We start from the raw sequence: 24,292 nt of genomic DNA, 5'->3' as shown, positions 1-24,292 counted from the left end.
CCTCTTTGTTGATGATGTTTTCATGCTACATGCACGAATTCGTGCAGTCAATATTAAAAAAACGCTATACAAGTCACAAAAAGGCGAATAAATCATCACAACACACAAGATCAGGCGTTGACTTGCACGATTTCATGCATACATACTCCCCAGCGAAACATATCAACAACATTTGATGAATTTTCCTAACACTGAACCAGGAGTTTTCAATGAAAGCCGATCGTTCTTCCATTGGGCAAGAGACGGGTTTGCAGCGTAACTCGATTGGCCTGCCTACCGTTTTGATGCAAAGCATTGCGCAGATAGCCCCCGCCGTGGGGGTACTGACCACGATTGCATTTAATACTCAGCAGGCAGGCCTGAGCGCACCTTCCGCCTACATTGTGGCTTTCATCATCGGCCTCATCGTCGCGGTTTCGCTGGCACAGCTGGGGAAACACTTTCCATCTGCGGGAGGGTTCTATACCTACGTGAGCGCCACCGTCGGCCCGAGCGCAGGTTTTATCGTCGGCTGGATGTATTCATGGATAGTGGCACTGATTCCAGGCGGACTGGCTGCCTATACCGGTTTTGTTATGCAAAATGAAATTGCCAGGAACTACGGAATTCATATTCCCTGGCAGGCTATCACGTTGTTTATTTTGATTCTGGTCGGAACGGTGGCCTACAGAGGCATTAAAACCTCCGGAAAAATGCTGACTGTCTTATCGGTTTTCGAAATTCTTATTGTCGCTGCCCTGGCATTATGTGGTCTGCTTTCACCCGGTGAAGGGGGCGTCACACTTGCTGGCTTCCTGCCAACCAACGCGCCAACCTCTCACGGTTTTTTCCTGGCCGTGGTTTTATCCATCTTTGCGTTCACCGGCTGGGAAGGTGCGGCCGCCGTTGCAGAAGAGGCACGCAACCCGCGGAAAGTCATTCCTCAGGCTATCGTAGGCTCTGTCATTTTACTGGGTATTTTTTATGTCTTCTGCGCATGGGGAATTCAGTCCGGCTGGGGAATTGCCCATATGGACACGCTAGGAGCGGCAACGGAGAACCCGGCATTAACCGTCGCGCATCGTTTGTGGGGACCGGCGTGGGTACTGGTATTACTGGCGTTACTGAACTCTGGTATCGCGGTCTGTATTGCTTGCACGGTTGATGCCACGCGTAACTGGTTTGCCATGGCTCGTTCAGAGACCATGCCGGTATGGTTGAAAAAAGTGCATCCACAGCATCGTACGCCGCACATCGCAATTCTGACCCAAACCTTGTTAAGTCTGGTGATTGGCCTCATTGCGGGATCTCTTGTCGCCCCCGATCAGGTGTTCTTTATGCTGGCCACGCTCGCGACCATTATTTATGTTTTCGTCTACATAATGGGCAATATCGGCGTGATCCGCTTTTTCACCACAACCATGCGCAAATCGTTAAGCATTACGATGCACATCCTGTTCCCCATCTTTTCCAGCGCAGTCCTGCTGTGCGTCCTCTACTATTCTCTGTTTCCTTTACCGGAGCCGCCGGTCGGTTACGCGCCGGTTGCTTTTGCCGGGCTATTACTCATCGGCTTATGGCGCTTATATAAGCTGAAAAGCAGCGGTCAGCGCCGTTGGGAAGCGTTATCACTATATGTTGTCGCCAATGAACCCGAACATACCGATATTACGTCATCTGCCAGACAACAATCCGTATCCATTAAGTCATAAGAGTCAGGTTAAAAACATGGTTAAACATATTCAGGAGTTTGATTATCTGGTGATTGGCGCAGGTTCCGCAGGCTGTGTGATGGCAAACAGACTCACGGCCAATCCTGAAATACGCGTCTGCCTGATAGAGGCGGGCCCACGAGATAACAGCATCTTTATCAAGATGCCCGCAGCGCTGACCTTTCCGATTGAGAGCGATATCTATAACTGGAAATTTGAAAGCGAACCAGAAACAGAACTCGGCGGTCGCACCATCGGTCAGGCGCGCGGGCGCTGTCTGGGAGGAAGCTCATCGATCAATGGGATGGTTCATGTCCGAGGCCACCACAAAGATTATGACAACTGGAAAAATCTAGGCGTCAGCGGTTGGGATTTTGCCGACTGCCTCCCCTTTTTCAAAAAACTGGAAAACTTCGAGGATGGACGCGACCCCGAACGCGGGGGTCATGGTCCAATCTCCGTAACACGCAGTAAAGCAGACCATCCTTTGTATCAGCGTTTTCTCGACGCTGGCCAACAGTTTGGCCTGAAAAATGCCGGGGACTATAACAGCGGTTCTCAAGAAGGCGTCCACGTCACTCAGGCAACGATTCGCAACGGGGTACGGTGCAGTACCAGCCTGGCTTATCTCAAACCTGTGGCAAACCGACCGAATCTGACCGTGATGACCGACTGTCTGGTCGAGCGTATTCTTTTTTCTGGTACAGAGGCGACAGGCGTGACATTGCAACATGGCGGAACACGCCAGGATATTCACGCCTCTCGCGAGGTTATTGTGTGTGCAGGAAGTATTGGCTCTCCTCATCTACTCCTGCTGTCAGGCGTGGGCGACCGGGCGCAGCTCAGCAAGCTCGGCATAGATCTCGTCACCCATCTTCCTGGCGTCGGCGCCTGCTTGCAGGATCACGTTGTGGCCCCTCTGCGTTTTCGCTCCCCGGCAGGAGTCTCTATCTGCAAACAGCTTAATATGCTGGGACGTCTCAAGCTCGGAGCTGAATGGTCATTATTCAAATCCGGGTTAGGGGCGACGAATTTCTTCGAAGTTGGCGCTTTCTTTAAGAGCAGCGATGACGTTGACTACATCAATATGCAGCATGAATTTTTACCTTTCCTGGCCGATTTCCAGTCAGGAAAAGTGCATATCGCCGATGGGTTCCAGTATTTTGTCAGCCAGATGCGTCCTTACAGTCGGGGGTCCGTCTCACTTCGCTCGGCAGATCCTCGGCAAAAACCCGTGATTCGCTTCAACTATTTATCCGACAAACGGGACATTACGGAGATGATTCAGGGGATCAGGAAAACATTGGAAATGGTTCATCAGCCCGCATGGGAGGGCTATCTTAGCGGATTTGTCGACACGCCTTCGCTCTCCGCAAGTGATAGCGAGATAGAAGCCTGGCTACGCCGGGTAGCAAATACGGAACATCATCCGACCAGCACCTGTCGTATGGGCAGCGATGAGATGGCGGTTACGGACAATCAGGGCCGGGTTCATGGTCTGTCGAAATTACGTATCGTCGACGGTTCCATCCTGCCGCGTGTCCCCACCGCCAATATCAATGCGCCTATTATTATGGTGGCTGAGAAAATTGCGTCCGAAATGATTCGCTAACTTCCCCCGGTGACGATATGTGTCGTCACCGGGTTATTTTCTGATGGCTTCGCTGATGACGTTAGTTGGCCATATAGTTGACCATATTTTTCCAGATAGCATCCCAGGTCGTTAACGCATCGAATGAAAAAATATCTCACCAACAGCCCTCCTCATTCAAAACCGAAACACGACATATAAACCGCAAGCCGTCATATTATGAAGTCATATCGTTAGCTTATTCTTTCATTTCATTGCTGGACGGCTGATAACGGGTAGCCGTATCATTTCCGTCTGACGAGGATTATGATGATGACCATTATCATTTCGCTATTCGATGATTGAGAGTTAAATGGATCTTATCGGCATTATTATGTCGGCGGGAAAATCTTCCGTTGATGTCGCGCTTTATACGCTATTGCCCATTATGGTCGTCATGCTGATGATCATGAAATATCTGGAAGTCCGCGGAATACTGGACGTTATCGTCCGCTGGGTCGCGCCGCTGCTCAAACCTTTTGGCCTTGGCGGGATGAGCGCCTTCGCGTTGATTCAGATTAACTTCGTGAGTTTCGCCGCCCCGTTGGCGACGCTGGCCATTATGGATAAGCGTGGCGTCTCAGATCGCCAGATGGCCGCCACGCTCGCTATGGTCTTTGCCATGGGCCAGGGCAACGTCTTTTACCCTCTCACTCCTTTCGGACTGCACTGGATGGCCTCGATTTGCATTTCGATTATCGGCGGTCTGTGTGCGGGGGCGGTCACCTGGCACGTCATCGGGCGCCGTCTGTCAGTGATGGAGAATGCCCGGGCGGAGGCGCTACCCAACGCCGAACAAAACAGCCAGGGGGTGATTGCGGTCATTAACAATGCGGGATCAGATGCCATTCGTCTTGCGCTCGGCGCGGTGCCGATGCTGATCCTGTCATTAACCATCGTCGGGGTGATGCAAGCGGCCGGCATCATCGGCATGCTTCAGCATCTGCTGATGCCGCTGCTGCAGTGGCTGCATATTCCAGTCAACTTTGTTCTTCCTGCGCTGGTCAAATGTATTGCAGGCGGTACCGCCTATTTTGGCGTGGTCTCTGAACTGCTGCAGCAAGGCAAAGTCACCGTCAGCCAACTCAACGCCTCAGCCGGACTATTAATTCAGACCTTCGATCTGCCCGGCATTGGTATATTCCTTGGCGTGAGCTCGCGCTTTGTTCGACTGTTCCGCTTTGCCGCCCCTGGCGCGATCATTGGTATTCTTATTCGGACCATTATGCATGTGACGATATTCTGAATCTTTTCAGATTAAACGCATCCTAAACCATTAGGCTATTCTTATTGTAAGAAAAGAGGTAACGGGCAATTATCGCCAGGAATAGCGCAGATCAGGGAATGTCTTATGGAATGGCGGATAAAAAAAGTACAATCATCTAAGAACGCACAAGACTATTACGCAGTATTACAAAGCGCGCATTTATTGGTGATTGCCGAAATCACCACCCGGCAATGCGCTTTGCAGTGTGGGGATAAACTCACGCCGCTGGCAAATGCCCTGTATTGCCTCAATGACAATCCTGCTATGACATTAAAAGTGATAAAAGCCACGCACTTCAGCAGCGAACGTTGGGCGGAAATCACCCAGCCTGGGCAATAAATCAGCACCCGACCCTGCAGCAACAATATTTAATTCAATCACTTTCACCGTGGAACGGCTGAAATTCCCCTTCGCTCTTTTCCGTCTGTGACATACTATCAAGCATGTCAGCAGACCTGAAAAAAGGAGCGAAGATGAACCACAAGGCCGCCAGTCTGACCCCGGAACAAGCGCTGAATCAGCTTGAACTGCAGTATGAGCGTTCGGTCAATGCATTACGTAAAGCCATCGGCGAATATATCAACCACAGCGTTCTCCCGGATGACGACGATCGAGCTAACGGCTTGTTTGTCTATCCGCAGCTGTCCGTTTCGTGGGACGGCGCAGACCATAAAGCGCTAAAAACCCGGGCCTGGGGCCGCTTCACCCATGCCGGTTGCTACACCACCACCATTACCAATCCTAAGCTGTTTCGCGCCTATCTGCTGGAGCAGCTCACGTCGTTGTATCAGGATTACGGCGCGCATATCAGCGTCGGGCTATCGCAGCATGAAATCCCTTATCCGTATGTCATCGACGGCTCCGCCTTAACGCTCGATCGTTCGATGAGCGCGGGCCTGACCCGCCATTTCCCGACCACCGAGCTGTCGCAAATTGGCGATGAAACCGCAGACGGGCTGTTCCATCCCACCGAACACCACCCGCTTTCTCATTTTGACGCCCGTCGCGTCGATTTCTCTCTCGCGCGCCTGCGGCACTATACCGGGACACCGGTCGATCATTTTCAGCCGTACGTTCTGTTTACCAACTATACCCGTTATGTTGATGAGTTCGTGAGCTGGGGGTGCAGTCAGATTCTCGATCCTGACAGCCCTTATATCGCGCTTTCCTGCGCCGGCGGGATCTGGATAACCGCCGATACGGAAGCGCCGGAACAGGCCATTTCCGATCTGGCGTGGAAAAAGCATCAGATGCCCGCCTGGCATCTGATCACCAAAGATGGCCAGGGTATTACGCTCATTAATATTGGCGTCGGCCCGGCGAACGCCAAGAACATCTGCGATCATCTGGCGGTGCTGCGCCCTGACGTCTGGCTGATGATTGGCCACTGCGGCGGTCTGCGTGAAAGCCAGACCATCGGCGACTACGTGCTGGCCCACGCCTACCTGCGTGATGACCACGTTCTGGATGCCGTGCTGCCGCCGGATATCCCGATTCCCAGCATTGCCGAAGTACAGCGCGCGCTGTACGACGCTACCAAGCAAATCAGCGGTATGCCTGGCGAAGAGGTTAAACAGCGGCTGCGTACCGGTACGGTGGTGACCACGGATGACCGCAACTGGGAGCTGCGCTATTCCGCCTCGGCGCTGCGTTTCAACCTCAGCCGTGCCGTGGCCATCGACATGGAGAGCGCCACCATCGCGGCCCAGGGCTACCGCTTCCGCGTCCCGTACGGCACATTGCTATGCGTCTCCGATAAGCCGCTGCACGGCGAAATTAAGCTACCGGGCCAGGCCAACCGCTTTTATGAAGGGGCAATCTCCGAGCATCTGCAAATAGGTATTAAAGCTATTGATCTGCTGCGCGCCGAGGGTGACCACATGCATTCGCGCAAGCTGCGTACCTTCAACGAACCGCCGTTCCGCTAACCTTTCACCCTCTTTATCCGACGCCATTACAGGTAAAGAGAAAGCGACAAAGCGGTCTCGCGACCGACCACCATCGGCCCGCCCACCGGCGGGCTTTCTCCCAGCGCCGGACTTCAGCCACGGTATAACTCATCGCCTTCCGTTATAACGCCTGCGACCCAAAGCGCGATAACATCGTTTCTTTATATTGGGAGTGGATATGCGGCCGCTTGCGCTGGCATCACAGGGACTCTTCTCTTCGGTGCAATATGTTCTGACCGATATGGATGAAACGCTCACCTTTCGCGGACGGCTTTCCGCCGCCACCTATGCGGCGTTAGAGCGGCTGCAGTCTGCCGGTATCCGGGTGATACCCGTTACCGGCGCCCCGGCAGGATGGTGCGATCAGATGGTCAGAATGTGGCCTGTCGATGGCGTCATCGGCGAGAATGGCGGCTTTTTCTTTCAGCGTGCCGCCGATGGCCATGGGGTAAACCGCTATTTTTGGCATGCGGACAAGCAGGCCGACGTGCAGGAAAAACTCATCGCGATTGCGCGGAAAATCACCGAACAATACCGGTGGGCAACCCTTGCGGCAGACCAGCCCTTCCGCCTGTCCGGCCTGGCCTTTGACCTGCCCGCTCATACCGCGCGCACTGACACGCTGCGTGAGTCGTTGCACGAGGCCGGGTTAAAGACCACGGTGAATAATCTATGGGTGCTGGCCTGGTCCGGGGAATACGATAAGTTAATCATGAGCCGTCACGTCCTCAGGACCTTTTACCACCTGGATGAACGGGCCGGACTGGAGAGCGTCTTTTATAGCGGAGACTCTGAAAATGACGCCCCGATGTTTGCCGGATTCAGACATACCCTCGGTATGAGTACCCTACGCCATCACCTGGCGACCATCCCGACGCTGCCTGCGTGGATAAGCGTGGGCCCCGGGGGAGACGGTTTTATCGAAGGGGTGGATAAAATACTGGAGCACAAAACAGCGCCGGCATCGCGGCTTAAGGCCGGGCTTTAATCCGCCGGTAGCCGTCAGCAGGCATAGAGAGAGTTGACCTTCCCGCCAGGCGGAAATCGTTTTATCCCGGGCGGTCGCTTTGGGGGCGGGTATCGGCACTCTCTTTTCACCGCCCGGCATCCGGAGCACATCTTGCGGGAACGGCGAAGTCAGTAGATGAAAGCGAATGCCTGACGGCGATAGCAGCGCCCCCCTCAGGGCCCAGCAGTCGCGTGGGTAGGACGACGCGGGATTGTGGTCGGCTATCGGGGATAGCGTTGAAAGCAAAAAGCCCGCTTAAGTTTCCTTAAGCGGGCTTCTTAAATATGGCTCCTCTGACTGGACTCGAACCAGTGACATACGGATTAACAGTCCGCCGTTCTACCGACTGAACTACAGAGGAATCGTGTGAACGGGGCGAATATTAACGGCGCCGCCGGGCCTTGTCAAAGGCTGTTTTCACAATTTAAATCGTTTGCCGATTTATTCTCCACTTTGGGCAAAAAGTACCGTTACGCCCGAAAAATGGTTATGTTTCGTCCACTTGAATCTTGCTGCGCGGATATTTCCATAGCCAGCGCCCGCTGACCATTCGACTATAGAACAGCATGCCGCGCACCGCCCAGTCGAGCACCATTCCCAGCCAGACGCCAATCACCCCCATTCCCAGCACAATGCCCAGGGTATAACCCGCCACGACACGGCAGCCCCACATTCCCAGCATCGATACCCACATGGTGTAGCGCACATCGCGCGCGCCTTTAAAGGCGCAGGGCAGGATCCACGAAGTCGCCCAGATAGGCATAAAGAAGGCGTTGAGCCACAGAAGCTCTTTAACCACTACTTTGACATCTTCTTCGCTGGTGTAGAAAGAGGCAATAAGATTGGCAAACGGCGCCGTCCCCCAGGCAATCACCGTCAGAACGATGGTGGATAACCAAAAAACATGCCACGCCTGGCGCTCTGCCTGTCCGATTTGCCCTTTCCCCAGCCGTTTACCGGTAATAATCGTCGAAGCGGAACCCAGCGCGTTCCCCGGCAGGTTAATCAACGCAGCGAAGGAAAAAGCAATAAAGTTGCCGGCGATAACGTTGGTCCCCATCCCCGCAACAAACATCTGCGTCAGCAGCTTGCCACCATTGAACAGGACCGACTCAATACTCGCCGGGATGCCAATGCCCATCACTTCCCAGATAATCGCCAGATTGAACGGCTGGAAGTAGCTCTTCAGCGAGATGCGCAGCGCCGGGTTAAAACCAATTGCCAGCACCCAGACTATCGCCACGGCGCCAATATAGCGGGCGATGGTCAGCCCGAGACCGGCGCCGACAAACCCCAGACCCGGCCAGGAAAAAATGCCGTAGATCAGGATGCTGCTGATAATGATGTTGAGGATGTTCATCCCGCCATTGATCAGCAGGGGAATTTTGGTATTCCCCGCCCCGCGCAGCGCTCCGCTGCCAATAAGCGCAATGGCCGCCGCCGGGTAGCTCAAGACCGTCAGCTCCAGATAGGTCAGCGCCATGGCCTTCACCTGCGCCGAGGCATCGCCGGCGACAAAATTAATGATCTCGCGGCCAAATGCATGGATCGCGACCGCCAGCAGAACCGAGAACAGCGTCATAATCGCCAGCGATTGTCTTGCCGCCGCTCTCGCCCGCCGCCGGTCGCGTTTGCCGAGGCTAAAGGCGACCACCACCGTGGTGCCGAGATCGATGGCGGCGAAGAACGACATAATCACCATATTAAAACTGTCGGCCAGTCCCACCCCGGCCATGGCCTCTTTTCCTAGCCAGCTGACGAGGAACGTACTCAGGACGCCCATCAGCAAAACGCAGGTGTTTTCGAGGAAAATCGGCACCGCAAGAGGGCTGATTTCACGCCAGTAAAGTACACGATAACTTTTACGCTTTTTGAACCAGGTGGTGCGTCCCAGGACCTGGCTTACTGCGGAGGTGACGTTCAAAGGAGACCTTAGTGAGAAAAGTTGAAACTACATTTCAAATAATGATAGAGAATGAGGGATCCTGCAAAACATTTTTCCTTATTAATTGTCGGTAATAGCAACAAATTGTTGATGGAAGCGGCAGTTGAACATTTGCGGGCAAATTGATGTTTGACAAAATTTTTTTCGCCGCTAAGATACGACTCCACAACGATTCCTCTGTAGTTCAGTCGGTAGAACGGCGGACTGTTAATCCGTATGTCACTGGTTCGAGTCCAGTCAGAGGAGCCATACATAGAAAAGCCTGCTTTCGAGCAGGCTTTTTGCTTTTCTGCGCTCAGCGAAACAGCCCCTGCCATCGGGAGGAAGATGCCCCCCGATGCGACAGACCGCGCCGGCGGCTCGCTTAAATTATCACCTCGCGCCCCCTCAGTGACAGCGCGTCAGGAGAGATGCCTCGCCGAGCACACCGTTCGGGCTAGCGGTGTTCGCACCGTTGCTCACCGCTCTCGCCAGCCGTAGCGATATGCAGCAAAGCACTCCGGAAGGAGGCATTAAACATCGGCCCGTGCGTCAGCCCCGGATAATGCCAGTAGGTGGCTGCCAGCCCCTCCTCCTTCAGGAGGGAAACCGTGTTACGCACTCTGCTCAGCACACCGGCCGCACCGGCGGCGGCGCTGCTTCCCAACGGGTCGTCGCCCTCCAGTAAATAGAGCTGCTTGTGGCAGGCCTCTTGCTTATTAAGCGATTCCATTCTCGTCAGCAGGGCGAAATTATCTCTGCCCAGAGAGGGGCTGGCCGCATAATAAAAGTGGAAGAAAGAGGAGCTTAACCAGCTGTCCAGTACGAACAGCCCGCCAAAGGAGTGTCCCCAGAGGCCTCGTTTATTAGGGTCGATGTTAATATTTTTTTCTACCGTCGGGGCGATACGCCCTTCCAGCAGCCGGCGGAACGTCGCGCTGCCGCCGCCCTCGCGCGTATAATGGCCGACGGCAACGGCCCCGGCCCCCTGCTGCACCGCAGGCGTATAGTCGTAGGCTCTGGCGCGGGTGTCGAAAGGCAGCGGCGTCTGGTAGCCAATCGCCACAATCACCGGCGGCGTTTTTTGGGTCAGCTGTTTCAGTAGCTCATCAGACAAGCGGTCCATCAGCGCATTACCGTCCAGCATATACAGGACCGGGTAGCCCGATGGCGGCGGCGATGTGTCAGGTACGCCGGTCCAGACCCGGTAGTGCCTTTTGCCATCCGCAGAGTCAAACTGATGAACGCTGAAGTGATATACCGCAGACCCGCGATCGGCAATATTCGGCCCCAGCGGTTTCATATCCGGTTTCGCCGCGCTTTTTCCGGCGTACAGCAGCGCCATACAGGAGAGCATGCAAGATACCGCGATGCGCTGGACCCTGTTTCGGGACGGATGATCCTTCCCCTGTTGATACTCTCTCTTCACCTGTTTTTCCCGTATCACTCTGGCGGATAAGCCTTATTCACGTAGCGCCATGATGATAATGGTTAGCAATATCATTTTCAATTACGCAAAAAAGTGACGGCACAGGAGCGCGCGGCAATCGACACGCCGTATTGTATCACCGGTCTTTTTTATTCATTATTCGCCCCATTATCTGCCCCGCCATTGAGCGTCGGGATCGACAACAGAGAGAAACATCGATGATCGATGAAAGTCGTAAAATTCAGTCCGTAGAACGGGCGATGAATCTCCTTGAGATCATCGCTGAGCAGGGTGGCGATGCCCGATTAGTCGATCTGGCCCGCCGGTCGGCACTGCATAAAAGTACGATATACGGGTTGCTGAATACTTTAGCGTCAATGGGGTATATCACCCGTAACGGCACCCGCTACTCGCTGGGTCTGCGCTTAAGAACCATTGCCCAGACGCTGATTGATGCCGACCAGGAGGTGAAATCCTTTTTCGCCCCGTTGCTGCAATATGCGGCGGAAATCAGCGGCGAGGTGTGTTATCTGGCGGTGCCGTGCGGAACGCGCGAATACCTCTACCTGGATGCCATCGATGCTAACGGCCCGCTGCCGGTATTCAGCGCGCGTGGCCGCAGAGAAGGCATGACCACCTCAGCCATCGGCAAAGTGCTCCTCGCCGATAAAGCGGAAATTATTCGCAGCCTGCGCCGGGCGGACGGGATGTCCGCAGAGCTGGAAAAAGAACTGCAGGCGATTATCCGTCAGGGCTATGCCGTTGATCTCGAAGAAGCTGAATGCGGATTGCACTGCCTGGCGCTCCCGCTACGTCAACACGGGAAAATTGTTGCCGCGCTGGGTATTTCCGGCCCCTCTCAGCGCCTGAGCGCAGAGCGAATCAACCACCTCGTCACACAATTGATGCGGTGGAAAGTTTGACATTATCAAACAATAAGCGGATATCTCCCTCCCCTGTTTCTTCATCCCGGCCGTTCTGGAATCATCAAAACACCTGTTAACACGAGGAGTTTTGAAAATGAAATTAGAGCAGCTTTCCCGGGATGTTATTTTACGTGCCTCAACCCTGGCCCGTGAGCGAGGTTTTTCGGTTTCAATTTGCGTCGTCGACGATTCAGGCCTGCTGTGTCAGTTCCTGCGTATGGACGGTGCGGTTGCCGGAACCATTGACGTATCGATCAAGAAAGCGCGCACCGCCGCCTTATTTGGCGTCGACAGCATTGACCTTGGCGAACACGCCCAGCCCGGCGGGGCCATCTATAGCCTGGAACACACCAACGGCGGATTAATCAGCTTTGGCGGCGGCGTGGTACTACATGATACGAATGGCGACATACTGGGCGCCGTCGGTGTCGCGGGCGCCACGGTTGAACAGGATCAGTCTATCGCCCAGGCCGCTGCAGGTGAACGATGAGTCAGAAAACGCCAATACATCCGGGGATTTGGGCCCTGGCGGTGACCTCTTTTGCCATTGGCGTAGCTGAGTTCATTGTTGTCGGGGTTCTTCCGGCCATCGCGCAAGATCTCCACGTCTCGTTGGCCGCGGCGGGTAAACTGGTCGGACTCTATGCGCTCGCACTGGCGATTGGCACGCCGCTGGCGGTACTGGGTCTGGCGCGGTTAGCGCGTAAAACGGTGTTGTTGAGCCTGATAACGCTATTCCTGGCCGGCAATATCCTCTCCTCGCTGGCGGACAGCTACCCGCTGCTGCTGGCAGGCCGGGCCATCACCGCGGTGGCGCACGGCAGTTTCTTTGCCATCGGCGCGACCGTGGCCAGCCGCCTCGCGCCACCTGGGCAAGGCGGACGAGCGATTGCCCTGATGTTTTCCGGCCTGACGTTAGCCATGGTGATCGGCGTCCCGCTGGGCAGCCTGATCGGTAATAGCGTCGGGTGGCGGCTACCGTTTTACGCCGTCGCCGGGCTGGCGGTGATAGCGTGGGTCGCCACGGCAATCTGGGTGCCCCGGCTGGCCGTACCTGAGGCCGGTAAAACCGTCACGCAACTCGCGGCGTTACTGCGGCCGGAAATTCTGGCCATGATGGCGATAACCGTCACCGGCTTTGGCGCCAGCTTTGCCGCGTTCACGTTTATTACGCCGATCCTGACCGACATCAGCGGCTTTTCATCGCAGACCGCGAGTTTGCTGCTGATTATTTTTGGCATCGCCACGCTAATCGGGAATCAACTCGGCGGCAAACTGACGGTGACCCGGGGCTGGACATCCGCATTACGCCGGATGCTGTTGCTGCTGGCAGTCACCCTCATTTTACTGGCCGTGGCATTACCCTGGCGCCTGCCTGTGATGGTCCTGTTATTCCTGTGGGGACTGCTGGCGTTCGGGATGTCACCGGCTTTTCAGGCCGGCATGCTGAGCACCGCTGAACGCTGGACGCCAAAAGCCGTCGATTTTGCTTCAGCCTTAAATATTGCGGCGTTTAATTTGGGGATAACCCTCGGTGAAACGCTGGGCAGTGCTGTCGTGGCGAAGGGGCTGATGGCGATGACCCCCTTAGCCGGTGTACTCCTGGTGACGATAGCTCAGCTCCCGCTGTTTTGGTTAAGCAGCCGATTTACCCGGGATGCACGCCGCGCCCATCGGGCGTAGACCGCTGCTTTTTTCACGTTCCCCTGCTGCCGGTAACGGCGTGACTGGTGGTTAATGAAATGTGATCCACGATCAAAAGTAACTAACAAGTTGGTTACTTTTAGATATCAGTGAACTATGGTACTGCGAACTCGTTACTCAGATAACAGGCGTATATCATGGCAAGAAAAATCACGTTAAAACACTATCTCAGCTACGGCTCAGGGGATTTTTTTGGTATGGGAACGACGGCACTCACCGGTGCCTGGCTGCTGTTCTTTTATACCAATTTCTGTCACCTGAGCGCGGTTGAAGCGGCATCCATTTTCGCCATTGCGCGAGTCTTCGATGCCATCGCCAGTCCGTTAATGGGCTATATTACCGATAACTTCGGCCATACTTTTCTGGGGAAAAAGTTTGGTCGCCGCAAATTCTTTATTCTGTCGGGTATCCCCGCCGTCTTTTCCTACTGTTTTATCTGGGTCAGCGATATGGGTTACCTCTATTATCTGTTGACCTACCTTGTCTTCGAACTGGTCTACAGCATGGTTCTGGTGCCGTATGAAACCCTGGTTCCGGAAATGACCGATGACTTCAAAAAGAAAACCCGCTTCTCAGGGGCCAGAATCTCTTTCGCCCAGCTGTCGTACATCATCACGGCCTACCTGCCGGCCCTGTTTTTTAGCTGGTATGGAAAAGATAACCCCCACGCCTTCTTTTATGCCGGGCTGGTGATTGCCATCATCTGCGCCATCGCCCTGACGTTGGTGTATTGCAATACGTGGGAACGAGAGCGCAGCGTTGACCAGCAGGCGCCGCCTGCGGCGTCCGGATCTTTACTCAAGCGTTTTTTCAGCGACGCACTCTCCACCCTGAAAGTGAAGGCCTTCCGCACCCATCTTGGGATGTATCTCGGCGGGTTTATCGCCCAGGATGTATTTAATGCCGTTTTCACCTACTACGTCATCTACGTCCTGTTCCAGACCGCCACCGTCTCCTCCGAATTGCTCGGCATCATGTCCATCATGCAGCTGATCGCCGTACTCTGCATGATCCCACTGTGTATTCATTGGGGCCCCGCCCCGGCCTATCGTCTGGCGGTGGCCTTTTTTGCGCTTGCCTGCCTGACCTACGGTTTTTTATGGCTCGGGGATTTTACCCATCTTGCCGTATTGATGCTGGTCTCGGCGGTAGCGGGCTTCGGTCGCGGCGGTATTAACTATATCCCGTGGAATACCTACACCTATATGGCCGACGTCGACGAAGCGATCACCGGTTTGCGGCGCGAAGGTATTTTCGCCGGCGTCATGACCATGACGCGTAAGGCATCGCAGGCGGTCGCGGTGATGCTCGTCGGCGTTCTGCTGCAGCTGGCGCATTTTAATCCCGGCCAGCCACAGCAACCGGCGTCGGTGCATTACATTATCCTGGCCGTACTCAGTCTCGGCACCACTCTGCTTCTGATTGGCGGTTACCTGGCGTCACGTCGCTTTACGCTGAATATCAAAACGCATGCGGTACTGCGCGAGGAGTGCGACAGAATGCGCCTCGCCGGCGGGCCACTCGCCCCCGCAAGTCCGCAAAACCAGCGTATTCTCGAGGAGATTACCGGTCTGCGTTATCAGGAACTGTGGGGGAACAACTCGGTTTCACGTCTTAGCCGCCAGCCAGACGCTGACACGGTCACAGCGTCAAAATAAACAATAACGGGGAAGGCGATACTCGCCTTCCCCGTCAGACACCGCCGCATAACGCGGCTTACACCATCACAACGCGATAATTGGCACTTTTTAATTCGGCTATCTGCTGCATGTGGATATGGGACAGCGTAAAATCGAGGATCGCGAAGTTCTCAGCCATTCTCTGCGGATCGGAGGACATGGTATTTGACTGCACGCCCGACTGTAAAATCCAGCGCAAAATAATTTGCGCTGGCGTGCGGGCATAATATTCCGCCAGACTCTGAATAAGCCGGTATTTAAGCACTTCCCCCCGGGCTATTGAACAGTATGAGGAGAGCGGGATTTGCGTAGCGACCGCGGCCTGCAATAAGTCGCTTTGATCCAGCAGCGGATGGAACTCCACCTGATTGACAACCAGCGGCGCGGCAATGGCTTCACGTGCCCTTACCATCTGCTGCGGAGAGAAATTACTTAAGCCGATATATTTCGTCAGCCCTTGCCGCTGCGCCTGTTCCAGCAAACGCAACGTGGCGCTGAAATCCTGCTTTGGCGGACTATGCAGCAACAACACATCCACCTGTTCAACATTCAATGCCACCAGGCTTTGCGCCACCGAAGCCATAAACCGCTCAGCGGAGTAATTCGCCGGCAGCACTTTGGTGGTAATACAAAGTTCGCTGCGAGCGACGGGATGATGACGCAGGACTTGCCCAATCTCCTGTTCATTTTCGTACATCTGCGCGGTATCAATCGCCCGATAGCCCACGTTCAGAGCCTGTTCCAGGGCCGTCATTAATCTCTCTGCGCGCAGTTTATAGGTGCCAAAACCGCGGATAAACTCGGGCTGATAAAGAATATTCATGCTTTTTCCCTCAACGGAGGGCGCTGGCGACAAACCGCCTGGCTCGCAGCCAGATGCCACAACGAGGCAATATTGAACGCCGTCGATTCCAGCAGAGCGGCGGCTTCGCGCAGCGCGCGTTCATAGGAGATAATGCCGGGAACCAGCGAAAATGCCGAACGGAGCCCGAGCGCGTACAGCGCTTCATAACCACTGCCGAGCGACCCGGCCAGCGCAATACTGGGGCAACCGTGGGCATGCGCACGGCTGATCACGCCGGCAGGCCCTTTGCCGCGACTGGTCTGGGCGTCAAGGCGCCCTTCACCGGTAATCACCAGATCGGCCCCGCGCACCTGCTCATCAAAGTTAAGCGTGTTGAGCACAAGATCGATGCCGCTGGAGATATCGGCTCCCAGTATCCCCTGCAGCGTAGCGCCCATTCCGCCGGCCGCACCGCCGCCCTTGAGGCTGGCGATATCCGTTCCGGAGCGGCCCTTGAGAACGCTGGCGACCCGGGCGAGGTTGTTTTCAATTCTCAGCGCCGTGTGCGCGGTCACCCCTTTTTGCGGACCAAAAACGGCCGTAGCGCCCTGCTCGCCGAGCAACGTATTGTTCACATCGCAGGCCAGCTGGAACGTTACCCCGGCTAATCGCGGATCGAGACCGGAGCAATCAATCTCAGCCAGTTGATCAAGTCCCCCGGCGCCCCACGAGACCTCGTCTCCGCCGGCGGTGGTACAGCGACAGCCCAACGCCTGCAGCATGCCAATCCCCCCCTCATTGGTGGCGCTGCCGCCCAGACCAATAATGATTTTGTCGACCTCGCGATCCAGCGCCGCGCGAATGAGCTCCCCGACCCCATAACTGGTCGCTATCAGCGGGTCCCTCTCCTGCGGCGCCACCCACTGCAAACCGCAGGCGGCGGCCACTTCAATGACCGCCGTTTTCCCATCCCCCAGCAGGCCAAAAAAACCGTTCACCGGCCTTCCCATCGGCCCGGTAACCGGGACGAAAATCAGCTGTCCGGCGGTGGCATTAATCAGCGCGTCAACCGTGCCTTCGCCGCCATCGGCGATCGGCAGTTTCACGTATTCCGCATCTGGCAGCGCTCTGCGCAGACCGCGTTCGATAGCATCAGCCACCGCGCTGGCGGAGAGGCTCTCCTTGAAGGAGTCCGGGGCAATAATTATTTTCATCGCATTTACCTGCTTAAATCAGAAACGGGGAACCAGCATTCCGCCATCGGCGCTAATCACCTGACCGGTTAAATAGGGCATTCCCCCGCTGGCGAGGGTGGTCACGATCGTGCCTATCTGAGCGGGAGTCCCCAGCTCCGGCAACAGCGTTAAGCCTTCATCGACGCGCTGTTGATACATGGCCAGCGAGGGCTGGGTCATTTCGGTGACAATCAGCCCCGGCTGGATATCAAAAACCTGCACTCCGGCCTGCGCCAGTCGCGCGGCAAACAGTTTCGCCACCATCGCCGCCCCGGCTTTCGACACGCAGTACTCTCCGCGATTGATGGAGGCCGCGGAGGCGTTCGAAGAAGAGACCACGATCAGGCTGTAGTGCAGTTCTGGCTGGCAGGTGCGCGCCAGCAGGCGTCTGGCAAAAGCCTGACAGAGGAAGAACGTGGCGCGGGCGTTAACCGCCTGACAGCGATCGTAGCTTTCCGGCGTCACGTCGAGGAGATCGCCGCGGCTGGTCACCGAGACGCCGGCGTTATTCACGAACGTCGTCAACGGTCCAAGCGCATTTTCCGCCCGCGCCAGCATCCTGTCGTGCAGGCTGATATCCGCCACATCCCCGGGGATCGCAACCGCATTCACCCCCCAACCTTCCAGCCGCGCTACGGATGCCTGTAGCGTGGCGGAATCCTGATAATCATTCAGCGCAATATCAAAACCGGCCTGCGCCAGCTTCGCAGCAATCTCAAAACCAATGCCGCGAGCCCCGCCGGTGATAAACGCAACCTGTCGTGTTTTAACCGTCATCTTTTCGTCCCATTGTTGGTTGAGCATACGCCGAAATCATAGCGACGGCTCTCGCCACTTGTAAATAAATAGTTACTTACAAATGTCAAATATGCGATCCAGGTAGATAGCGGAGTTGAGGGCAAGATCGTCAGCAAAATCTTTGTGACTGATCTCCCAAACGCAAGCAAAACACCGCCCGCAGAAAAATAACAACAAAAACAATATAAATCATAGCGATAAGAGTAATTCGCTGACAAAGAACCGTCACACCGGCGCTGACGCATTTGCCAACGGTACATTCATGAATAATCAATAAAAACAAATAACTAGATAATTCCTAATCAGATAAAAACGCCAGGCAAACTGTCTCTCTCCCCCTTCATTGCCAATTACTTTCCTGGATGATATATCCTCAACTTGTAAGTAATTAGTTATTTACATGTTACGGGTTTTATCACCAGAAACGATCCTCCATGTGAACCGAAAAGACAGGAAATATCGCTATGTCATTTATTAAAAAATTCGTTGAAAAAAGCGTGATTAGCCGACGTGAATTCCTGCTGAAAAGCGCCCTTGGCATCGGCGGCATGGCTGCGCTCCCGCTTATCAGCCCACTGTCGAAAGCCATGGCAGCCGAAGGGGGGAATTTCACTCTGGCCTGGGGCTACCGCGATCCTGATAACTCCTACTGGAACGCGATTGCCGCCGGGGGGCAATCTTATGCGAAGACGCAAAACTCGCCGATGGTGAGTCTGATTAACGGCGGTAATAACGAGAAGGTGCTCTCTGATATCAAAGCCCTGCTCTCGAAAACCGAAGGGAAGCTGGCGATCGGCTGCGATCCGAACGATGCCCCTAACGCCCGGGCGGTGGTGACGGCCTGTCAGCAGCGCGGCGCATTTATTACCACTATCTGGAACAAAACCGACGATCTGCATCCGTGGGATTTTGGCGACAACTACGTCGCCCATATCAGCTGGTCTGATTTCGAACCGGCCCAGCAGTGCGCGCAGCTGCTGTTTGACGCGATGGGCAAAAAGGGCGGGATTGTCGGGCTGGGCGGTATCGCCTCTAACGTCCCGGCGATTGAACGCAAAGCGGGGTTGATGCACAAGCTGAAGGAGAATCCGGATATCAAGCTGCTGGACTGGCAGGATGCGGACTGGAGTACGTCAAAAGCCAACGACATGATGTCAACGATGCTCACCCGCTTCGGGGATGATATCAAAGGTATTTTCTCCTCCAACGACAGCATGACTCTCGGCATTATTGAAGCGCTGCGCGCTGAAGGCCTCGCGGGGCAGATACCCATTGTCTCCTACGACGGTACCCCGGACGCCGTCAAGCTGTGCATCAGCGGTGAAATACTCTGCACCGTGAGCACTGACCCCTACTGGGCCGGCGGCATCGCGCTTTCCCTGGCTCACCATGCGGCTATCGGCAGCTTCAAACCATCCGCCGAACCGCATGAGCATCGCGAATTTTATGGCCCGACGATCATGATAACCAAAGATGACGCGCAGAAATGGTATCAGGAGAATATCGTGAATACGCCGGTGGTCGACTGGAACAATTTCTGGCAGGCGTCGAAAGGCCCCATTCAGTATCGCAAATTATAGTATTCCCCCTTCTGCGAATATTTATTCTCAATGAAGACGTTATACATTCAATGAGTGAAGGTCGAACATGTCATCACATTCAAGCTATAAAGAGTTTTTGCGCAAATGGGCGCCGCTGATGGTGCTGCTGCTCCTGTGCACCATCATCAGCGTGATTTATCCCGGATTTTTATCGGTGCGTAATTTCTCGCGTTTACTGACCGCCAGCGCCGCGCCGTTAATGATCGCGATTGGCGTGACGTTTATCATCATTATGGGTTCGATCGACCTGTCAATTGAAGGCATTATGGCTTTCTGCGGTTCGATGCTGGCCATTATTATGGTGAAGCTGGGCGGCTTTAGCGAACTCGGTTATTTAGCGATCCCCGCAGCGATTCTTATTTCGGCCGCCTGTGGGCTCATTAATGGTCTGATTCACGTCACGCTAAAAATCCCCTCGTTCCTGGTCAGCCTGGGAATTGGTTTCAGCTTAATTGGTGTCACCATGGTGATTACCGGCGGCGAACGCATTCCCCTGCCCGACCGGACATTCCGGCTCCTGCTGACCGAACGCATTTTTGATTTCCCGCTGATGGTCTATCTCGCCGGGGCGGCCCTGCTGTGCGCCTGGTTTATTCAACGCTATACCGCGCTGGGACGTAATTTTTATGCGGTCGGCGGCGGCGAGCACCTGGCCTACGCGTCCGGTCTGTCGGTAAAACGTATTCGCGTGCTCGGCTTTGCGCTGGCCGGGGTCTTTTACGGCCTGGGCGCCGTCTTCGCGGTGGCCCGCCTGGGGTCGGTCGCCAGCAACCTGGGCGACGGTTACACCTTTATCGCCATCACCTCCGTGGTCGTCGGCGGTACCTCCTTAATGGGCGGCAACGGCGGCGTATGGCAAAGCCTGATCGGCGTGCTGATTATCAACGTGATTAACAATGGCATGGTGCTGGTCGGGTTCCCGACCTATATCCAACAGGGCGTTTTAGGCGCGTTAGTTATTATCTCGGTGGCATTAGTCACTAATCGTAAACGTCTGCAAATAGTGAAGTGACGATTATGCTTGAATTCAAAAATGTTGGTAAATCGTTTCCGGGCGTTCTGGCTTTGCAAAATATTAATCTGCAAATTAATCCCGGAGAAATTGTTGGATTAGTCGGTGAAAACGGCGCCGGAAAATCTACGCTGATGAAAATCATATATGGCGCCTATCAGCACGATAAAGGCGAAGTGCTGATTAATGGCCAGCCGGTGGTATTTCGCTCACCGCGCGATGCCATGATGCAAGGTATCGGGATGGTGTTTCAGGAGCAGTCGCTAATTTCCAATCTGAGCGTAATGGAAAATATTTTCCTCGGCTTTGAACAACCGTTTAAAAAACTTGGGGTGATTAACTGGAAAAAAATGGCGGCGGCCGCCAGAAAGCAGCTGGCGAAAGTCAAACTGGATATCGACCCGAAAACAATCACCTCAGAGCTTTCGTTTACCCAACGTCAGCTGGTAGAGCTGGCGAAGGTTTTAACTCTCGAGGAGAGGAGCAGCGGCCATTTAATCATCCTGCTCGATGAGCCGACCTCGGTGTTACCTGCCCAGGAGATAGAGCTGCTGTTTGCGCTGGTCAGAGAGCTAAAAAGCCGGGCCTCTTTCATTTTTGTTTCGCATCGTCTTGACGAAGTGATGACCCTTTCCGACCGCATCTACGTGATGAAGGACGGGCAGGTCATGGATATGCTCACCCGCGACCGTTTTGATGTGGTGAATATTCAGCGCCAGATGGTCGGTCGGGATATTGATGAACGCTATTATCGCGAGCATCGCAAGCATGGCATTCATAAAGCGACCACCCTCGTCGAGTTAAAAAATATCTCATTACCGGGCCATTATCAGAATGTCTCGCTGTCGCTGCACGCCGGCGAAGTGCTGGCGCTGGTTGGCACCGAAGGGGCAGGTACCGAAGAGATTATCCGCACCATCTTCGGTTTGCTGCAGCCCGAGCAGGGAGAAGTGATCCTCAACGGTAGAGCGGTACGTAAATTCAGCCCCACGCACAGCATCGCTGAAGGGGTGGGATATATCCCGCGCGAGCGCAAAATCGAGGGTATCGTCGAAGGAATGTCGGTGGTGGAAAACATCACTCTCGCCAACCTGCAGGACTATTCCCGCGCCGGACTGCTGCAGGTGCATCACGAGCGCCAGCTGGCCAATGAGTGGGTTAAAAAGCTGTCGATTAAAACCGCCAGCATTGATACACAGTGCGGCAAGCTCTCCGGCGGCAATCAGCAAAAGGTGGTGCTGTCTAAATGGCGAACCGCCGAGGCGAAAATCATCCTGCTCGACCACCCTACCCGCGGCCTCGATATCGGCGCCAAAGAGGATGTCTACGACTTAGTCCGCGACTTCACCGATGAACAATGCGGCGTCATTTTGATCGCCGACTCTCTGGAGGAGGCCATCGGTCTCGCCCATACCATCGCTATTTTTAAGGACGGCCAGCTGAGATATCAGTTCACCGGCTGTGAAGAGAAGCGTCCGGAGCAATATGAATTATTGCAGCACTTCGTCTAGGTTATTAAGGCAAATCTCCATGAAAATCACCCGTTCTGATTTATTAGCAGTGCCGACAAAAAATAATACCGGCAGCCCGACCCGGCCGCCGTTAACCGGGCGTGAAAAAATCACCCGTTATTTACCCATTCTGACCCTGGTGGTATTAGTCGCCCTCGTCAGCCTCTATAACCCGGATTTTCTTAAACCCGACAATATATTCCAGCTCCTGCAGGATGCGTCGACGCTGTTTATTATGGCGATTGGCATGACTTTTGTGATTTATATCGGCGGCATAGATTTATCCGCCCAGTCGATTGCCAGTATGTCAACGGTGGTGCTGGTCATTCTGTTGTCGCAAACCGGCGTGCTGGCGATTCCGCTCACCCTGGCGGTCGGCGCGCTGTTCGGCGCGATCTCCGGCTGGGTGCATACCCGCTTCAAAATATCGTCATTCATAACCACGCTCGCCGTCGGCGGAATTGCCTATGCCAGCGGACAGGTCATTTCCGGACAACGCGCGTTTTATATTCCAGGGGATATTCGCAGCCAGACGGTTGGCTGGATGACCTCCACTGTCTTTACGCTGCCGATGGAAATCATTATCGCGGCGGTACTGCTGCTGCTGGCCCTGCTGATGGAAAGACGCACCGCGCTGGGACGCCACATGAAGGCGATTGGCGCCGGCGAGTCCGCGGCGCTCGCCAGCGGCGTGAAGGTTATCAAGGTGAAGATTATCACCTTCGCCATTGCCGGCGCGTTCTCCGCCGCCGCCGGGGTGCTGCTGGCGACGCGTCTTTCCGGCGCATCGCCGACCATGGCCGACCAGTTCCTGCTACCGGCCATCGTTGCGGTGCTGCTGGGCGGCACGCCGCTGACCGGGGGCGTGGGCGGCGTATTGAGCACGCTTATCGGCACCCTCATCGTGGCCGTTATTCGTACCAGTATGACTTATCTGAACGTCGAAGCGCAGGCGCAGCAGATCTTCTTCGGCGTGCTGATGATTGCGGCGATCGCGATGACCATCGATCGCGCCAAAATTTCCACCGTTAAATAACCGGAGCAGGCGATGATCCCCAAATTAATGAAGGCCGCGGTGCTGACGGCACCTAAAACGTTCGAAATACGCCAGGTTGCGGTCCCCGCCTACGGCGACGACGAGGTACTGATTCGCGTCACCCGCTGTTCAATCTGCGGAACCGATATTCATATCTATAATGGCCATTACTCCCAGGATAAGCTGCCGTTAATTCCCGGCCACGAGTTCAGCGGGGAAATTGTTGCCGTTGGTCGCCAGGTCTCTACTCTGACGCCGGGCCAGCGGGTGGTCGCCGATATCAATATCGGCTGCGGCCACTGTTATTATTGTCGGCGCAACGAACTGCTGAACTGCCCGGAGATCCGCCAGCTCGGCATTCACACCCACGGCGCGTTTGCGCAGTATGTGGCGATTCCAGCCCGTCTGGTGATCCCGATCGGCGATGAGATTGCGGATAGCGTTGCCTGCCTGACCGAACCCTTCTCTTGCGTGGTGCGCGCCAGTAAAAAAATCGGCCTCAGCGTGGCAGAGTCCGTGGTGGTGATTGGCGCGGGCCCGGTGGGCAACATGCATATTCAGATGGCGCGTTTGCTGGGCGCCGCGCCGATTATTGCCGTGGAGCTGAATCCGCAGCGGGCCGAGCTCGCCAGACAGTGCGGTGCGGATAGCGTCATCACCGACCCCGAACGCGCGCTGGAGCAGATCAAGGCGCTTACGGAGGGACGCGGCGCCGACGTGGTCATCGAAAGCGTCGGCCATCCGGAATTGTATCAACAGGCGCTAACGTTTATGCGCCCAGGCGGACGGCTGCTGGCCTTCGGTTTAACCGATGCGGAAACCGAGATAGCCATTAAACCGCTGGAGATAATTTTAAAGGAGCAAAGGATTCAGGGCAGCGTGGCCGGGATGGGGGAAGATATGCACCAGGCGCTGCATCTGCTGAGCCATCAACGTTTTATTACCGCCCCGTTCCGCGAGTCCGTTCACCCGCTGGAGGATATTCAGCAGGTTTTCTCCACCCTGCTCGCTCATCCGCAGCACCTGAAAATTCAGCTACGTATTGCCGAGGAGTAAGATTTCCGCCGCACGGATAAGACGGCAGAATCAATCACCACCTCCCCAGGA

At 55.1% G+C, this 24,292-nt stretch carries 21 protein-coding genes and 2 tRNA genes; 16 read left to right on the top strand and 7 right to left on the bottom strand.

What is annotated here, in order from left to right; all coding sequences use genetic code 11:
- The first annotated feature begins 209 nt into the window (after positions 1–209).
- From DSD31_RS08850 to DSD31_RS08825, 6 genes are all read left to right on the top strand, one after another.
- Positions 210–1,691 (top strand): APC family permease, encoded by a 1,482-nt coding sequence (locus DSD31_RS08850; protein ID WP_048023866.1) that lies wholly within the window; start codon positions 210–212, stop codon positions 1,689–1,691.
- Positions 1,692–1,707: 16 nt separating this feature from the next.
- Complete coding sequence (locus DSD31_RS08845; RefSeq protein ID WP_113990983.1) at positions 1,708–3,303, top strand: choline dehydrogenase; 1,596 nt, start codon at positions 1,708–1,710, stop codon at positions 3,301–3,303.
- Between the two features lie 331 nt (positions 3,304–3,634).
- The gene (locus DSD31_RS08840; protein ID WP_113990982.1) at positions 3,635–4,567 is read left to right on the top strand and encodes a nucleoside recognition domain-containing protein; all 933 of its coding nucleotides are present in this window, start codon (positions 3,635–3,637) and stop codon (positions 4,565–4,567) included.
- Positions 4,568–4,672: 105 nt separating this feature from the next.
- Positions 4,673–4,927, top strand: coding sequence for a histidine kinase (locus DSD31_RS08835; protein ID WP_004864420.1), 255 nt, complete (start codon positions 4,673–4,675; stop codon positions 4,925–4,927).
- A gap of 134 nt (positions 4,928–5,061) precedes the next feature.
- On the top strand, positions 5,062–6,516 hold the full coding sequence (locus tag DSD31_RS08830; RefSeq protein WP_004864423.1) for an AMP nucleosidase: 1,455 nt from the start codon (positions 5,062–5,064) through the stop codon (positions 6,514–6,516).
- 199 nt (positions 6,517–6,715) lie between these two features.
- Complete coding sequence (locus DSD31_RS08825) at positions 6,716–7,525, top strand: HAD-IIB family hydrolase (RefSeq protein WP_113990981.1); 810 nt, start codon at positions 6,716–6,718, stop codon at positions 7,523–7,525.
- 306 nt (positions 7,526–7,831) lie between these two features.
- Here the strand turns inward: DSD31_RS08825 and DSD31_RS08820 are convergent.
- The 3 genes from DSD31_RS08820 to DSD31_RS26605 all read right to left on the bottom strand — a co-directional run bounded on the left by DSD31_RS08820 (position 7,832) and on the right by DSD31_RS26605 (position 9,658).
- A tRNA-Asn gene (locus DSD31_RS08820) sits at positions 7,832–7,907 on the bottom strand.
- A gap of 126 nt (positions 7,908–8,033) precedes the next feature.
- Complete coding sequence (locus DSD31_RS08815; protein WP_113990980.1) at positions 8,034–9,470, bottom strand: EmmdR/YeeO family multidrug/toxin efflux MATE transporter; 1,437 nt, start codon at positions 9,468–9,470, stop codon at positions 8,034–8,036.
- Positions 9,471–9,478: 8 nt separating this feature from the next.
- On the bottom strand, positions 9,479–9,658 hold the full coding sequence (locus DSD31_RS26605) for a DUF5951 family protein (RefSeq protein WP_219173556.1): 180 nt from the start codon (positions 9,656–9,658) through the stop codon (positions 9,479–9,481).
- Positions 9,659–9,664: 6 nt separating this feature from the next.
- Here DSD31_RS26605 and DSD31_RS08810 point away from each other — a divergent pair.
- A tRNA-Asn gene (locus tag DSD31_RS08810) sits at positions 9,665–9,740 on the top strand.
- Positions 9,741–9,927: 187 nt separating this feature from the next.
- Here the strand turns inward: DSD31_RS08810 and DSD31_RS08805 are convergent.
- Complete coding sequence (locus tag DSD31_RS08805; protein ID WP_113990979.1) at positions 9,928–10,827, bottom strand: alpha/beta hydrolase; 900 nt, start codon at positions 10,825–10,827, stop codon at positions 9,928–9,930.
- Between the two features lie 290 nt (positions 10,828–11,117).
- Here DSD31_RS08805 and DSD31_RS08800 point away from each other — a divergent pair, with 290 nt between their 5' ends.
- The 4 genes from DSD31_RS08800 (at position 11,118) to DSD31_RS08785 (ending at position 15,187) form a co-directional block, all read left to right on the top strand.
- Positions 11,118–11,822 carry an IclR family transcriptional regulator gene (locus tag DSD31_RS08800; protein WP_015583964.1) on the top strand — a complete coding sequence of 235 codons (705 nt, stop codon included), beginning with the start codon at positions 11,118–11,120 and terminating at the stop codon, positions 11,820–11,822.
- 97 nt (positions 11,823–11,919) lie between these two features.
- The gene (locus DSD31_RS08795) at positions 11,920–12,315 is read left to right on the top strand and encodes a GlcG/HbpS family heme-binding protein (RefSeq protein ID WP_088911390.1); all 396 of its coding nucleotides are present in this window, start codon (positions 11,920–11,922) and stop codon (positions 12,313–12,315) included.
- The gene (locus DSD31_RS08790) at positions 12,312–13,508 is read left to right on the top strand and encodes an MFS transporter (RefSeq protein WP_004864434.1); all 1,197 of its coding nucleotides are present in this window, start codon (positions 12,312–12,314) and stop codon (positions 13,506–13,508) included. Before DSD31_RS08795 ends, DSD31_RS08790 begins: the two co-directional genes overlap by 4 nt.
- A 158-nt stretch (positions 13,509–13,666) precedes the next feature.
- On the top strand, positions 13,667–15,187 hold the full coding sequence (locus tag DSD31_RS08785) for an MFS transporter (RefSeq protein WP_004864436.1): 1,521 nt from the start codon (positions 13,667–13,669) through the stop codon (positions 15,185–15,187).
- 58 nt (positions 15,188–15,245) lie between these two features.
- On the opposite strand, the gene DSD31_RS08780 is transcribed toward DSD31_RS08785, so the two are convergent.
- From DSD31_RS08780 to DSD31_RS08770, 3 genes are read right to left on the bottom strand one after another with little or no spacing between them, the layout of a single operon-like run.
- Positions 15,246–16,031, bottom strand: coding sequence for an aldo/keto reductase (locus tag DSD31_RS08780; protein ID WP_032717861.1), 786 nt, complete (start codon positions 16,029–16,031; stop codon positions 15,246–15,248).
- The gene (locus tag DSD31_RS08775) at positions 16,028–17,206 is read right to left on the bottom strand and encodes a glycerate kinase (protein WP_032717862.1); all 1,179 of its coding nucleotides are present in this window, start codon (positions 17,204–17,206) and stop codon (positions 16,028–16,030) included. Before DSD31_RS08775 ends, DSD31_RS08780 begins: the two co-directional genes overlap by 4 nt.
- 18 nt (positions 17,207–17,224) lie before the next feature.
- On the bottom strand, positions 17,225–18,004 hold the full coding sequence (locus tag DSD31_RS08770) for a 3-ketoacyl-ACP reductase (protein WP_004864443.1): 780 nt from the start codon (positions 18,002–18,004) through the stop codon (positions 17,225–17,227).
- 485 nt (positions 18,005–18,489) lie between these two features.
- Here DSD31_RS08770 and DSD31_RS08765 point away from each other — a divergent pair, with 485 nt between their 5' ends.
- From DSD31_RS08765 to DSD31_RS08745, 5 genes are all read left to right on the top strand, one after another.
- Entirely contained in the window at positions 18,490–19,605 is a 1,116-nt protein-coding gene (locus tag DSD31_RS08765; RefSeq protein WP_004864444.1) for a sugar ABC transporter substrate-binding protein, read from the top strand.
- 67 nt (positions 19,606–19,672) lie between these two features.
- On the top strand, positions 19,673–20,638 hold the full coding sequence (locus DSD31_RS08760; RefSeq protein WP_004864446.1) for an ABC transporter permease: 966 nt from the start codon (positions 19,673–19,675) through the stop codon (positions 20,636–20,638).
- A gap of 5 nt (positions 20,639–20,643) precedes the next feature.
- Positions 20,644–22,149, top strand: coding sequence for a sugar ABC transporter ATP-binding protein (locus tag DSD31_RS08755; protein ID WP_069475797.1), 1,506 nt, complete (start codon positions 20,644–20,646; stop codon positions 22,147–22,149).
- Positions 22,150–22,168: 19 nt separating this feature from the next.
- The gene (locus DSD31_RS08750) at positions 22,169–23,185 is read left to right on the top strand and encodes an ABC transporter permease (protein WP_004864451.1); all 1,017 of its coding nucleotides are present in this window, start codon (positions 22,169–22,171) and stop codon (positions 23,183–23,185) included.
- Positions 23,186–23,197: 12 nt separating this feature from the next.
- Positions 23,198–24,241: a zinc-dependent alcohol dehydrogenase gene (locus DSD31_RS08745; protein WP_032717864.1), complete on the top strand. Its 1,044-nt coding sequence runs from the start codon at positions 23,198–23,200 to the stop codon at positions 24,239–24,241.
- Positions 24,242–24,292 lie beyond the last annotated feature (51 nt).

This window comes from Klebsiella sp. X13, from assembly GCF_003323835.1.
Lineage (GTDB): Bacteria > Pseudomonadota > Gammaproteobacteria > Enterobacterales > Enterobacteriaceae > Klebsiella > Klebsiella ornithinolytica.
This window is presented reverse-complemented; position numbering and strand designations above follow the sequence as displayed.